Origin of the sequence: Chromobacterium sp. ATCC 53434 (genome assembly GCF_002848345.1) — a bacterium.
Lineage (GTDB): Bacteria > Pseudomonadota > Gammaproteobacteria > Burkholderiales > Chromobacteriaceae > Chromobacterium.
On the sequence record NZ_CP025429.1, the window covers coordinates 4,923,986 to 4,938,103 of the forward strand.

Genomic DNA, 14,118 nt, shown 5'->3' on the forward strand with positions numbered 1-14,118 from the left:
GCGGCCGGAGGCTGGCGGGAGAGCAGCATGAAGTGGTGGAAATCGACGGGCCGGAAAACGGCCGGGCAGGCCGCGCGTCCGGCCGGACGTTTGTTGTTGCAGGCGCTGGAACCGCGGATGATGTTCGACGGCGCGGTGGCCGCCTCCGCCGTTCATGCGGAACAGCATGTCGGCGTGATGCATCACGTCGCGGACGCCGTCGCGCAGCAGCGGCATGGCGAGGCCAGTCCCGCCGCCGCCAACGCGGGCAATGCGGCCAACGCCGCCGCCCACCTTCCGCCGGCCATGGTCAGCGACGCGCTGCGGGCGATCGCGCCGCGCATCGGCGCGACCGCCGCGCCGCAGGTGGTCTTCGTCGAATCCAACGTCGTCAATTACCAGAGCCTGATCTCCCAGCTACCGGCCAACTACCAGGTGGTGATTCTGGACAGCAGCAAGGATGGCCTGGCGCAGATCGCGCAGTGGGCGCAAACCCATAGCGGCTACGACGCCATCCACATCATCTCGCACGGCCAGGAAAACGATCTGCAGCTGGGCACCACCCAGCTGACCACCGCGAACGTCGCCAGCTATCAGGCCGAACTGGCGACGATAGGCCAGGCGCTGCGTCCCGGCGGAGACATCCTGCTGTATGGCTGCGACGTGGCCGAGGGCAGCGACGGCGCCGCGCTGGTCAACGCCATCGCGCGGGAAAGCGGCCGGGTGACCGCCGGCTCCACCGACGCCACCGGCGCCGCCAGCCTGGGTGGCGACTGGACGCTGGAGTACGCCACCGGCAAGCTGCACGCGGCGACGCTGGATCTGCCGGGCTATGTCGGCCTGCTGACGCAGCCGACCAGCGGCACCACCACCTTCGACAACCTGGACGGCGCGGTCTACAACCCGTCTGGCAGCACGGACACGGCAACCAACCTGAACGGTTGGAATTTCGTCATGCAGCTGGGCCAGACCAATAACGGCAACCAGTCCATCATCGTCGAGAAGCCCAGCACCGCGGAAACCGTCGACGGCTATTCCGACGGCACCATCCCCATCACCTATCTGAGCGTCAAGCCGAACGACGGCAGCCTGTTCACGCTCAATTCCATCGGCGTGGTGCTCAACGGCTACGACTCCGGCACCACCGGCGGCAGCGTCCAGCTGGTCGGCTATCTGAACGGTTCGGCGGTGTCCGGCGCGGTATTGAGCCAGAGCGTCGGCGATGTGTTGCAGGGCGGCGGCACGCTGGTGACCTTCAATGTCTCCGGCAACAGCGCCTTCCAGGGCATAGACTCGTTCCGGCTGTTGGCGGCCTCCGGCCACAACATCACCGGCATGATAGGGGCGGGCAGCATCAATGCCACCAACTTCCATTTCCCGGGACCGACGCTGACCGCCAGCGGCGGCAGCAGCGCCTACAGCTCCGGCAACGGCAACGCGGTGGCGGTGGACAGCGGCATCACGCTCAGCGACACCGCGGCCTCGACGCAGACCAGCGCGACGGTGTCCATCACCGGCAACTTCCACAGCAGCGAGGACGCGCTGGCGTTCAGCAACACCAACTCCACCACCTACGGCAACATCGTCGCCAGCTACAACAGCGGCACCGGGGTGCTGACGCTGAGCTCCAGCGGCTCCACCGCCACCAACGCCCAGTGGCAGTCGGCGCTGGAGGCGGTGACCTATCGGGACACTTCGCTGTCGCCCAACACCAGTACCCGCACCCTCAGCTTCGCCATCACCGACGCCAGCAGCAACACCAGCTCGACGGTCACCAAGACCGTCACCGTGGCCGCCGACGCGGCGCCGGTGATCGGCAACCTCAACGGCGACAGCAACACCTATTACGCCGGCAGCGGCGCGGTGAGCCTGGACACCGGCACCGCCGCCACCGTCAGCGACAGCGATACTTCGAATTTCAACGGCGGCAACCTGACGGTGCACATCTCCGCCAACGGCCATAGCGGCGAGGACGTGCTCGGCATCAGCACCGCCGGCACCGTCACGCTCAGCAACGGCACCAATTCCGGCAGCACGGTGTCGGTGGGCGGCGTGGCGGTCGGCACCATAGACAGCAGCGGGGTGGGCAGCGGCGGCCAGGACCTGATCGTCGATTTCAACAGCAACGCCACCGCCTCCAGGGTGGGCACGCTGGTCAACGCGCTGACTTTCAACGACACCGCCGGCACGCCCAACACCGCCACCCGCACCGTGCAGGTGACGGTCAACGACGGCCGCGGCGGCACCAGCAGCGCCGCCAGCGTGACGATGGCGATCAGCAACGCGGCGCTGCTGACCGCCAGCAGCGGCAGCGCGGCCTTCACCGCCGGCGACAACGCCACGTCGACGCCGGTGGCGGTGGACGGCGGCATCGCCATCGTCGACAACGCCAGCAGCACGCTGGCCAGCGGCACGGTGTCCATCACCGGCAACTTCCACAGCGGCGAAGACGTGCTGGCCTTCAGCAACACCAACGCCACCACCTACGGCAACATCGTCGCCAGCTACAACAGCGGCACCGGGGTGCTGACGCTGACGTCCAGCGGCGGGACGGCCACCATCGCGCAATGGCAGGCGGCGCTGCGGGCGGTGACCTACACCGACAGCGCGGTGACGCCGAACAGCTCCACCCGCACCGTCAGCTTCCAGGTGGCGGACGGCAGCAGCAACACCAGCAGCGCGGCGACGCGGACGGTGACGGTGGCCGACACCGATCAGACGCCGATCGCCACCGCCAGCAGCGGCAGCGCGGCCTTCACCGCCGGCGACAACGCCACGTCGACGCCGGTGGCGGTGGACGGCGGCATCACCGTGTCCGACCTCGACAACACCACGCTGGCCAGCGGCACGGTATCCATCACCGGCAATTTCCACAGCGGCGAGGACGTGCTGGCCTTCAGCAACACCAGCGTGTCCACCTACGGCAATATCGTCGCCAGCTACAACAGCGGCACCGGCGTGCTGACGCTGACGTCCAGCGGCGGGACCGCCACTGTCGCGCAATGGCAGGCGGCGATGCGGGCGGTGACTTACACCGACAGCGCGGTGACGCCGAACAGCGCCACCCGCACCATCAGCTTCGTCGTCAACGACGGCACCAAGAACAGCGCGGCGGCGACGCGGACGGTGACGGTGGCCGCCACCGATCAGACGCCTGTCGCCACCGCCAGCGGCGGCAGCGCGGCCTTCACCGCCGGCAACAACACGACGTCGACGCCGGTGGCGGTGGACGGCGGCATCACCGTGTCCGACCTCGACAACGCGACGCTGGCGTCGGCGACGGTATCGATCACCGGCAACTTCCAAAGCGGCGAGGACGTGCTGGCCTTCAGCAACACCAACGCCACCACCTACGGCAATATCGTCGCCAGCTACAACAGCGGCACCGGGGTGCTGACGCTGACGTCCAGCGGCGCGACGGCCACGCTGGCGCAATGGCAGGCGGCCTTGCGCGCAACGACTTACACCGACAGCGCGATCACGCCGAATAACGCGACCCGCACCATCAGCTTCGTCGTCAACGACGGCACCAAGAACAGCGCGGCGGCGACGCGGACGGTGACGGTGACCGACACCGACCAGACGCCCGTCGCCACCGTGTCCGGCGCCAACGGCAGCTATGTCTTGAGCGGCACGCCGACGCCGGTGGCGGTGGATTCCGGCATCACCGTGTCCGACCGCGACAACGCGACGCTGGCCTCGGCGACGGTGTCCATCACCGGCAATTTCCATAGCGGCGAGGACGTGCTGGCCTTCAGCAACACCAGTTCCAGCAGCTTCGGCAACATCGTCGCCAGCTACAACAGCGGCACCGGGGTGCTGACGCTGACGTCCAGCGGCGCGACGGCCACCGTCGCGCAATGGCAGGCCGCCTTGCAGGCGGTGACGTATAACGACACGGCCGGTTCGCCGAATACCGCCACCCGCGTCATCAGCTTCGTCGTCAACGACGGCACGGTGAACAGTTCCGCCGTCACCCGCAACATCGCCATCCAGCTGCCGACGCCGACGGTGGCCGGCCTGACGGCGGGCACCGACACCGGCAGCAGCAGCTCGGACGGCATCACCGGCGACAACACGCCGACGGTGACCGGCACCGCCATCGCCAGCAGCACCGTCACGGTCTATGTGGACGGCGTCAGCGTCGGCACCACCACCGCCGACGGCAGCGGCGCGTGGAGCTACAACTTCGTCTCCAGCCTGGTCGACGGCAGCCACGCGATCACCGCGATGGCGAGCAGCGGCGGCGTCAACAGCGGCGTGTCCTCCGGCTACACCGTCGTCATCGACACCTCGGCGCCGGCGGCGCCGACCGGCGTCGCGCTGACTTCGGCGACCGACACCGGCTCCAGCCACAGCGACGGCGTCACCGGCGACAACACGCCGACGGTGCAGGGCACGGCCGAGGCGAACAGCACGGTGACGGTCTACATCGACGGCACGGCGGTCGGCACGACCACCGCCGACGGCAGCGGCGCGTGGAGCTACAACATCGTCGGCAGCCTGGCCGACGGCAGCCACAGCATACGGGCGACGGCGACCGACGCCGCCGGCAACGTCGGCAGCCAGTCGACGGTGTACAACATCACCGTGGACACCGCGGCGCCGTCGGCGCCGGCCGGCGTGACGCTGAGCGCGGCCAGCGACACCGGCACCAGCCACAGCGACGGCGTCACCGACAACAACCAGCCGACGGTGCAAGGCACGGCCGAGGCGAACAGCACGGTGACGGTCTACATCGACGGCGCGGCGGTCGGCACCGCCACCGCCGACGGCAGCGGCGCCTGGAGCTACAACCTGGCGAGCCCGCTGGCCGACGGCAGCCACAGCATACGGGCGACGGCGACCGACGCCGCCGGCAACGCCAGCGGCCAGTCGACCGCGTACGGCATCGTCATCGACACGACGGCGCCGGCGGCGCCGACCGGCCTGGCGCTGAGCGCGGCCAGCGACACCGGGTCCAGCCACAGCGACGGCATCACCGACAACAACCAGCCGACGGTGCAGGGCTCGGCCGAGGCGGGCAGCACGGTGACCGTCTACGTCGACGGCGCGGCGGTCGGCACCGCCACCGCCAACGGCAGCGGCGCCTGGAGTTACAACCTGACGAGTCCGCTGGCCGACGGCAACCACAGCATACGGGCGACGGCGACCGACGCCGCCGGCAATATCAGCGGCCAGTCGGGCGGCTACAACATCACCATCGCCACCGCGGCGCCGGCGGCGCCGACCGGGCTGGCGCTGAGCGCGGCGACCGACACCGGCGCCAGCCACAGCGACGGCGTCACCGACAACAACAAGCCGACGGTCACCGGCAGCGCCGCGGCCGGCAGCACGGTGACGGTCTATGTCGACGGCGCGGCGGCCGGCACGGCGACAGCCGACGGCAGCGGCGCGTGGAGCTACAGCCTGGCGAGCCCGCTGGCCGACGGCAACCACAGCATACGGGCGACGGCGACCGACGTGGCCGGCAATATCGGCGGCCAGTCGGCCGGCTACAACATCACCGTCGACACCGCGGCGCCTCAGGTGCAGAGCTTTGCCGCCAACGGCCCGTTGAACACCTCGGCCGGCACCCTCAGCTACCAGCTGGTGTTCAGCAAGCCGGTGGCCTCGCTGAGCACCGCCGACCTGAGCCTGGCCGCCACAGGCGGCGCCCAGGGCGCGATCGCCGGCGTTACCCGGCTGAGCGCCACCACCTATGCGATCCAGCTGGCCGGCGTCGGCGGCGGCGGCAGCCTGACGCTGTCGATCAATAGCGGAGCCGTCAGCGACATCGCCGGCAATGCGCTGAGCGGCAACGTCGCCGCGCCGGCCTACCCGCTGTCGGCGACGACGACCGTGGCGCCGGTCAACAATGTGCCGCCCCCGGCGCCTGCGGCGGCGCCGTCGCCCGCCGCCGCCGTCGCTCAGCTGCCGCCGATCGCGCCCAATATCGTGCTGGCGGCGGTCAGCGGCAATCCGGTCAGCCTGACCGGCAACGGCGGCGGCGCCAATCCGCTCTCCGGCAATCCGGCGCAGGACGCCCTGGCCGTCACGGGCCGCTTCGGCAACGCCGATACGGCGGGGACGCCGACCTTCGGCAGCCGGCTCGGCAATGTCGGCGGCAGCGCGCCCGGCTATGTCAGCAATACCAGCGTCAATCCGACGGTGACGCTGCAGGTGAATCCGGACCTGGGCGTGCGTCCGTTGGCGGCCGGCCAGTCATTCAGCATCGCGCTGCCGCCGGCCACCATCATCACCCGCGAGGCCTCGGCCAATCTCAGCATCACCGTGCGCCAGAGCAACGGCCAGCCGTTGCCGCCCTGGTTGAAGTTCGATCCGGCGACCGGCCGCTTCACCGGGCAGGCGCCGGCCGGCTGGAACAAGCCGATCTCCATCGAAATCCGGGTGCAGGACAAGAGCGGCCACCATGGCAACAGCCACATCCAGCTCAATTTCGGCCAGAAGCAGGCGACGACGCCGGCCCGCAAGGCGCCGGCGGTCGGCAAGCTGGCGCTGAGCCGGCAGTTCGAACATCACGGCCAGGGCGGCTTTCTGCAGCGGCTGGCGGCGCTTTTGGGGGACGACAAGCCGGCGTAGCCTCGCGGGCCGCGACAACAGCAATAGCGACGGCCCTGGTAAACCGACAATGCTCAAGGGGGCAGCGACATGCAATCCGATTCTCAGGCAAGACCGCGTTCTGGCGGGTTCCGGCTGATTCCGCTGGCGGGGGCGCTGCTGCTCGCCGGCTGCGCGGTGACGCCGCAGCCGCTGAGCCTGTCCGAGCGGCAGGCCCAGCTCGCCGCCGACCGCCAGGCGATGTTCGGCAGCCAGGAGGCGCTGAGCGCGCCGGTGACGCTGCAGGAGGCGATGGCGCGCGCGCTGAAGTACAACCTCGACTACCGGCTGAAGCTGATGGAGGAGGCGATGGCGCAGCGCCAGCTGGATCTGTCCAGCCTGGACATGCTGCCCAAGCTGGCGCTGGCCGCCGGCTACACCACCCGCAGCAAGGACAACGCGTCGTCGTCGCAGAACGTCGCCACCGGCGAGCAATCGCTGGTGCCGTCTATCTCCACCGAGAAGCGCGACCGTACCGCCGACCTCAATCTGAGCTGGAACGTGCTGGATTTCGGCGTCAGCTACTTCTCGGCCAAGCAGCAGGCCGACCGGGTGCTGATCCTGCAGCAGCGCAAGCGCAAGGTGGCGCAGCAACTGATGCAGCAGGTGCGCGAGGCCTGGTGGCAGGCCGCCGGCGCCCAGCAGCTGCAGGGCCGCGTCGACGCGCTGCTGAAGGACGCGCAGTCGGCGCTGGAGGACGCCCGCCAGGTGGAGCAGCAGAAGCTGCGCGCGCCGCTGGACGCGCTGAACTATCGCCGCCAGCTGCTGGACGTGATCCGGCAGATGACGGCGGTGCGCAGCGCGCTGAGCCAGGCCAAGCCGCGGCTGGCCGCCATCATGAACGTGTCGCCGGGCCAGGACTTCCAGGTGGCGCAGCCTGCCGGCATGCCGGTGCCCGCGCTGGGCGTCGATGTCGACCGGATGGAGGAGATGGCGCTGCTGAACCGGCCTGAGATGGTTGAGGCGCAGTACAGCCAGCGCATCAGCGCGCTGGAGACGCGCAAGGCCATCGCCAAGCTGCTGCCGGGCCTGGAGTTCAGCGTGGGCCAGCACTACGACAGCAACAAATTCCTGGTCAACAACGCCTGGAGCGACGCGGGCCTGCGCATCAGCTGGAACCTGCTCAATCTGTTCAGCGCCGGGCCGATCACCCGCGCCGCCGACGCGCAGAAACAGGTGGATCAGGCGCAGCGGCTGGCGCTGAACATGGCGGTGCTGACCCAGGTGCACGTCGCCTATCTGGATTTCCAGGGCAAGGCGAAGCAATACGCGCTGGAGCACGAGCTGAACGACGTGGACCAGTCCATCTACGTGCAGACGCGCAACGCGGTCGACAGCGGCGCCTCGGCGCGGCTGCAGGGCATATTGGCCGACGCCAACGCGGTGTTCTCCTCGCTGAGGCTCTACCAGTCCTACGGCGATCTGCAGAACGCCTACGGCCAGATGGGCGCCAGCCTGGGGCTGGACCCGCTGCCGACGGCCACCGCCGGCTATGACCTGGCGTCGCTGAGCCAGGCCTTCCAGGGCGCCGAAAACCGGTGGCAGGGCACGGTGTCGGGCGGGGGCAGGCCATGAGGGCCGCCTGGCTGGTGTGGGGCGCCTGCCTGCCGCTGGCCGTCCAGGCCGCGCCGTCGCCGGGATCGTCGGTCAACGCCGCCGACGGCCGCATCCGCGTGCAGCTGGTCGCGCGCCACGCGGTGACCCTGTCCAGCGAGATTCCGGCCAAGATCTCGGCGATGCCGGTGGTCGAGGGCGGCGGTTTCCGCCGCGGCCAGCTGCTGGTCGCCTTCGATTGCAGCAGCTACCGCGCGCAGCTGCGCAAGGCCCAGGCCTCGCTGGAGGCGGCGAGCCAGCTGCTGAAGGTCAACAACCAGCTGGCCAAGTACAACTCGGTCGGCACGCTGGAGCTGACCCAGGCCCAGGGCAAGGCCAAGGAGGCGGCGGCCGACGCCAGCTACGCCCAGACGCTGGTATCCAAGTGCGACATCGTCGCGCCGTTCGACGGCCGCGTCGCCAAGCGCAGCGCCGCGGTCCACCAATATGTGAATCCGGGCAATCCGATTCTCGACATCGTCGATTCCGACTCGCTGGAGCTGCGCATGCTGGTGCCGTCGAAATGGCTGGCGACGCTGAAGCCGGGCGGCCGCTTCACGGTGGCGGTCGACGAGCTGGGCGCCAGCTTTCCGGCGAAGATAGAGCGGCTGGGCGCGCAGATCGATCCGGTCAGCCAGTCGATACTGGCGATAGGCGCGATAGACGGCAAGGCCGACAAGCTCCTGCCCGGCATGAGCGGCTGGGCCAGCTTCAAATAGGCGATGGGACACGCCGACCGCAGCCGGGAGCTCGCCACGCTGCTGCAGCTGTTGCGGCAGGCGCGCGAGGCCGACGGCGCCGCCCGCCTGGGCTTCGTCATGGTCAACGACAGCCTGCAGCTGCTGCCCTACCGCCAGGCGGCGTTCTGGCGCGAGGGCCTGCATCGCCACGTCGCCGCATTGTCCGGCCTGGCCGAGCCCGACCCCACCGCGCCGTATCTGCAATGGCTGGCGGCGCTGTTCCGCCACCTGGAGCCGGCGGCTGCCGGCGCCGCCAGCCTGCCTTGCGCCGCTGCCGACCTGCCGGAGCCATTGTCCGGTGAATGGGGGCAATGGCTGCCCGAGCACGGCCTGTGGCTGAGGCTGGGCGAGCATGGCGCGCTGCTGCTGGCGCGCGATCTGCCGTGGAGCGAATACGAGGTCCGTCTGGCCGAGGAGATGGCGCACGGCTACGGCCACGCGCTGCGCCAGTACGCGCCGCGGCGCGATGGGAGGACGCTGGCGCGCGACTGGCTGCGCGCCGGCTCGCGCCGGCGGCGCCTGTTGCTGGCGCTGTTGCTGCTGGCCTGCTTCCCGGTCCGGCTCAGCGTGCTGGCGCGCGCCGAGGTGGTGCCCGGCGACCCGATGCTGCTGCGGGCGCCGGTGGCCGGCGTGATAGACAAGGTCTCGGTGCTGCCGAACCAGCCGGTCAAGCGCGGCGCGGCGCTGTTCGACCTGGACGCCACCGTGCTGTCCGGCCAGTTCGCGCTGGCCAGGGAGGAGGCGCTGGCGGCCGAGGAAAGCTTCCGCGCCAGCGCCCAGCTGGCGGTCACCGACGACAAGGGCAAGCTGGCGCTGGCCGGCGACAAGGCCAGGCTGGAGGAGAAGGACATCAGCGCCGATTTCGCCGGCCGCGAGCTGAAGCGCCTGCATGTGACGGCGCCCGCCGACGGCGTGGTGGTGTTCTCCGACCGCAACGACTGGCAGGGCAAGGCGGTGGCGCAGGGCGAGCGGGTGATGACGCTGGCCGACCCGGCCCGGGTCGAACTGGCGGCCTGGCTGCCGGCGGCCGAGGCGATAGACCTGCGGCCCGGCGGCCAGGTGACGCTGTATCCGAACGCCTCGCCGTTCCGCTCCTACGACGCGACGCTGCTGCGGGTGGCCTACAAGGCCGAGGTCGGCGAGGGCAATCTGCTGGCCTACCGGCTGCAGGCGCGTTTCGACGCCGGCCAGCGGCTGCCGCTGCTGGGGCAGATGGGAACGGCGCGGGTGTACGGCGACTGGGTGCCGCTATCGTATTACGCGTTGCGGCGGCCGCTGACCGCGGCGCGGCAATGGCTGGGCTGGTAAGCGCGATGGACGAGCGCGCGCTGCCGCCGCTGCGCCAGGAGCTGACGCTGCACGCCGGCCCGGCGCAGGCCGACGGCTCGCCCAGCTGGATGCTGCACGACCCGGCCGCCAACCGCTTCTACCAGCTGGGCTGGGCCGGCTTCGAGCTGCTGTCGCGCTGGCGGCTCGGCGACGCCGAGGCGCTGCTGGCGGCGGTCAACGCCGAAACCACCTTGCGGCTGGGCCGCGACGATCTGGATCAGCTGCTGCTGTTCCTGCGGCAGCACCAGCTGCTGCTGGTCGTCGACAGCGAATGGCTGTGGCGGATGCGCGAGGCCGGCCGGCCCAGCCACGCGATGTGGCTGCTGAAGAACTACCTGTTCTTCCGCATTCCGCTGCTCCGGCCCGAGGCCTGGCTGAACCGGCTGCTGCCCTGGCTGGCGCCGCTGTTCCGTCCCGGATTCTGGTGGGTGATGGCCGGCGTCGCGCTGCTCGGCCTGGCGCTGGCGTCGCGGCGCTGGGACGCGTTCACCCACACCTTTTCCGGCTACGGCGGCTGGGGCGCGGCGCTGGGCATCGCCGCCTCGCTGAGCCTGGCCAAGATGCTGCACGAGCTGGGCCACGCGCTGACCGCCCGCCACTTCGGCTGCCGGGTGCCGGCGATGGGCGTGGCCTTCCTGGTGATGGTGCCGGTGCTGTACACCGATACCAGCGACGCCTGGAAGCTGGCTTCGCGGCGGCAGCGGCTGCTGATAGGCGCCGCCGGCATGCTGGCCGAGCTGACGCTGGCGGCCTGGGCCACGCTGGCCTGGTGCTTTCTGCCGGACGGCCCGCTGCGCGCCGGCGCCTTTCTGCTGGCCACGACCACCTGGCTGGCGACGCTGGCGATCAATTCCAGCCCCTTCATGCGCTTCGACGGCTATTTCCTGCTGGCCGACTGGCTGGGCGTGCCCAATCTGCACGCCCGCGCGTTCGCGCTGGCGCGCTGGCGGCTGCGTCGCTGGCTGCTGGGCCTGGACGACGCGGTGCCGGAACCGTTCCCGCCGGCGCGCCGGCGCGGCCTGATCCTGTTCGCCTGGGCCACCTGGCTGTACCGGCTGGTGCTGTTCACTTCGATCGCGCTGCTGGTCTACCACCTGTTCTTCAAGGCGCTGGGCCTGCTGCTGCTGATGGTGGAGCTAGGCTGGTTCGTTGTCCGGCCCATCGTCGCCGAACTGGCGGTCTGGTGGCGCCGTCGCGCCGACCTGCGCTGGCGGGCGGAAACCCGCCGCAGCGCGGCGCTGCTGGCCTTGCTGGCGCTGTTTCTGGCCCTGCCGTGGCAGACGCAGGTGTCGAGCCCGGCGGTGATGGGCGCGGCGCAGTCGCAGGGCCTGTACGCGCCGGAGCCGGCCGAGGTGGCGCAGGTGTCGGTGCGCGACGGCCAGCGCGTGGCCGCCGGACAGCTGCTGGCGCGGCTGGCGTCGCCGGAGCTGGAGCTGCAGCTGGCCGAGGCGCGCGCCATCGAGCGCAGTCTGGCCTGGCAGGTGGCGCAGCAGCCGTTCAACGGCGAATTGCAACGGCAGGGTCCGGCCTTGCGGCAGCAATGGCAGGCGGCGCGGCAGCAGGTCGACGGGCTGTCGCGCCAGATGGACCGGCTGAGCCTGGTCGCGCCGTTCGCCGGCCGGGCGGCCGACGTCAGCGACGCGCTCAGACCCGGCACCGCGGTGACGCAGGGCGAGCGGCTGCTGCAGATCGTGGGGCCGGCCGGCATGCGCGGCGAAGCCTATGTCGACGAGGACGGCCTCGCCGGCCTCCGCCGCGGCGGCGGCGCTGTCTTCGTGCCGGACAGCGGCGAGACTTGGGCGATATCGTGCCGGCTGGGGCCGATAGACAGGCTGAACCAGGCCACGCTGGAACAGCCGCTGCTGGCCTCCGTCTATGGCGGGCCGATTCCTGTCGAACAGCGCGAGCGCGGACTGGTGCCGCTGGGCGCGGTTTTCCGGGTCCGGCTCGAGCAATGCGGGCCGCGGACGGCGCCGCTGCGGGAAATGCCGGGCCGGGCGCGTCTGAGCGGCGAGCGCCACAGCCTGCTCCAACTCGGCTGGCGGCGGCTGGCGGCGGCGGTGGAGCGCGAAGCCGGCTTGTGAGCCGCATCCGATTTCCGATACAGAAAGGAAGGCCAGATGTCCGCAGAACTGAATTTCGCCTCGCTGTTGCACGGTTTGTCGCTGCGTCCGGCCCATCCGGCCGACGCGCCCTGCATCGAGCGGATCTACCGCAGCGCCCGGCCCGATCTGCAGCGGATAGACGGCGACGCCGAGCTGATCGCGTCGGTGCAGCGCCAGCAGCAACGGGTGCTGGAGCTGGGCACCGGGCAGAATTTTCCCAACGCGATGCATTTCATCGTCGAGCAGGCCGGCGGCGCCGTCGGCGCGGTGATGGTCGACTTCGGCCACAACGAGGTGCGCATCATCTTCCTGGCGATGCTGCCCGAGGCTCGCGGCCGCGGTTACGGCAAGGCGGTGCTGCAAGGCCTGCAGCAGGCGGCGAGGCAGGTCGGCGCGCCGCTGGCCGCTGTGGTGTGGCATGACAACGCCGAGGCGCGCAAGCTGTATCGCGAACTCGGCTTCGTGCAAGAGGAGGCGGGCGCGATGGCGGACAAGATGGTGTGGTATCCGTCGGCCCGCAACATCATGGTCGGCGCAGGTTGAAGAGGGTGGGCATCAGTTGAACGGCAGCTGGAAATAGCAGTAGCGCCGGTCGCGCCCCATCGCGCCGGTGCGGCTGATCCAGACATTCTCCAGCGTGCGGGCCGGCAGGTCGTTGGTGGCCGGCAGCCGCAGCGTGCCGACGGCGTCCACCAGCTCGGTGGCGGCGGTGGCCACCAGCTCCACGACGAAAGGCGTGCGCTCGGAGGCCTCCCGGCCCGGCACCTGGGACAGCGGCTTCTGCCGTATCGCCTGCACTTGCAGTTCCACCTCCGGCCACGGCTGCGCGCAGAAATGGCAGCAGTGCCCGAGCAGCGGAGCGAAGTCTTCGCTGCGCAGCGTATCCAGCATGGTGTTTCCCCCTTGGATCGCAAGTTCGGCGGAGCGGCCGCGCTCCGCCGACGATTTATGTTTATTGACGGGTCGGGAACAGGCCCTGCACGGCGATACAGAAGTTCAGCGCCAGGAAGGGGTTGAGCACGCTGACCGGGGTGCTGCCGCCGGCCGTGTCGGTGTTGCCGCTCAGGCCCAGGCCCTTGACGGTGATCGGGCTTTCCAGTTGCTGGCTCCAGATGGTGGCGAGGCCGGTGCCGCCGCCGGAGGCGCCCAGATAGGGATTGTTGGTGCTGGGCGAGCTGGACGGGGTCGACGGATTCGGCACCGAGGAGGCCTGGAAGCTGACGCTGACCGCCGAGGTGCCGTGCGCGTGCAGCGGCATGTTGGCGGTCAGCAAGCCGACGGTCTGCTGGCCGCCGAAATTGCCGATGGCGTACGACGGCAGGTTGTACGATGGCTGGGCCGGCCCGATGCTGATCGGCATCCGACCGCACAGATTGGGCAGCTGGAAGTTGGTGCTGCCGTTGCCGCCGTAATGGTTGCCGATCACGGCGAACAGCGCCTGATTCTGGGTGACCTGCAGCGTCTGGCCCTGGCATTGTGCCCAGTCCATCGGGGGATAGTCGAAGGCGAAGGGGATGATACTGCCGATATAAGCTTCCACGTTTGCTCCTTCCGTCACGATGAGCCCGTCGGCAGGAGCCGGCGGGAGTGAAACGCCGTCGAGTGACATAGGTTCAGCTTATACGGCTTTGAATTCAATCCGATCGCCGTTTGATCCGGCTGGTAGTTCCACTTAGAGCCTGTTGACGATCTTTTTGCGAGCGTCTCGGGGCCGTTTTCTGCCGGATGCAGGGCGCGGAAAACGGCTCGCCGCAGTGTCGCTCACTGTAAGA

General features: G+C 70.0%; 8 protein-coding genes. 6 read left to right on the forward strand and 2 right to left on the reverse strand.

Annotation, left to right across the window (positions count from 1 at the left end):
* The first annotated feature begins 27 nt into the window (after window positions 1-27).
* From CXB49_RS24380 to CXB49_RS22115, 6 genes are all read left to right on the forward strand, one after another.
* Window positions 28-6,561 carry an Ig-like domain-containing protein gene (locus tag CXB49_RS24380; protein WP_101710817.1) on the forward strand — a complete coding sequence of 2,178 codons (6,534 nt, stop codon included), beginning with the start codon at window positions 28-30 and terminating at the stop codon, window positions 6,559-6,561.
* Window positions 6,562-6,630: 69 nt separating this feature from the next.
* Window positions 6,631-8,154, forward strand: coding sequence for a TolC family protein (locus CXB49_RS22095; RefSeq protein WP_101710363.1), 1,524 nt, complete (start codon window positions 6,631-6,633; stop codon window positions 8,152-8,154).
* The gene (locus CXB49_RS22100) at window positions 8,151-8,891 is read left to right on the forward strand and encodes an efflux RND transporter periplasmic adaptor subunit (protein WP_101710364.1); all 741 of its coding nucleotides are present in this window, start codon (window positions 8,151-8,153) and stop codon (window positions 8,889-8,891) included. The genes CXB49_RS22095 and CXB49_RS22100 overlap by 4 nt, the downstream gene beginning before the upstream one ends.
* 3 nt (window positions 8,892-8,894) lie before the next feature.
* Window positions 8,895-10,220: an efflux RND transporter periplasmic adaptor subunit gene (locus CXB49_RS22105; RefSeq protein ID WP_101710365.1), complete on the forward strand. Its 1,326-nt coding sequence runs from the start codon at window positions 8,895-8,897 to the stop codon at window positions 10,218-10,220.
* The gene (locus tag CXB49_RS22110; protein WP_233492891.1) at window positions 10,205-12,325 is read left to right on the forward strand and encodes an HlyD family efflux transporter periplasmic adaptor subunit; all 2,121 of its coding nucleotides are present in this window, start codon (window positions 10,205-10,207) and stop codon (window positions 12,323-12,325) included. Before CXB49_RS22105 ends, CXB49_RS22110 begins: the two co-directional genes overlap by 16 nt.
* A 36-nt stretch (window positions 12,326-12,361) precedes the next feature.
* The gene (locus CXB49_RS22115; RefSeq protein WP_101710366.1) at window positions 12,362-12,889 is read left to right on the forward strand and encodes a GNAT family N-acetyltransferase; all 528 of its coding nucleotides are present in this window, start codon (window positions 12,362-12,364) and stop codon (window positions 12,887-12,889) included.
* 12 nt (window positions 12,890-12,901) lie between these two features.
* Here CXB49_RS22115 and CXB49_RS22120 read toward each other — a convergent pair whose 3' ends face one another.
* On the reverse strand, window positions 12,902-13,237 hold the full coding sequence (locus CXB49_RS22120; protein ID WP_101710367.1) for a hypothetical protein: 336 nt from the start codon (window positions 13,235-13,237) through the stop codon (window positions 12,902-12,904).
* Window positions 13,238-13,298: 61 nt separating this feature from the next.
* Window positions 13,299-13,886, reverse strand: coding sequence for a phage tail protein (locus CXB49_RS22125; RefSeq protein ID WP_101710368.1), 588 nt, complete (start codon window positions 13,884-13,886; stop codon window positions 13,299-13,301).
* Between the last annotated feature and the right edge of the window lie 232 nt (window positions 13,887-14,118).

Coding starts and splice junctions, on each gene's coding strand:
- CXB49_RS24380 (WP_101710817.1), top strand. CDS start 28: ATGAAGTGGTGGAAATCGACGGGCCGGAAAACGGCCGGGCAGGCCGCG.
- CXB49_RS22095 (WP_101710363.1), top strand. CDS start 6,631: ATGCAATCCGATTCTCAGGCAAGACCGCGTTCTGGCGGGTTCCGGCTG.
- CXB49_RS22100 (WP_101710364.1), top strand. CDS start 8,151: ATGAGGGCCGCCTGGCTGGTGTGGGGCGCCTGCCTGCCGCTGGCCGTC.
- CXB49_RS22105 (WP_101710365.1), top strand. CDS start 8,895: ATGGGACACGCCGACCGCAGCCGGGAGCTCGCCACGCTGCTGCAGCTG.
- CXB49_RS22110 (WP_233492891.1), top strand. CDS start 10,205: ATGGCTGGGCTGGTAAGCGCGATGGACGAGCGCGCGCTGCCGCCGCTG.
- CXB49_RS22115 (WP_101710366.1), top strand. CDS start 12,362: ATGTCCGCAGAACTGAATTTCGCCTCGCTGTTGCACGGTTTGTCGCTG.
- CXB49_RS22120 (WP_101710367.1), bottom strand. CDS start 13,237: ATGCTGGATACGCTGCGCAGCGAAGACTTCGCTCCGCTGCTCGGGCAC.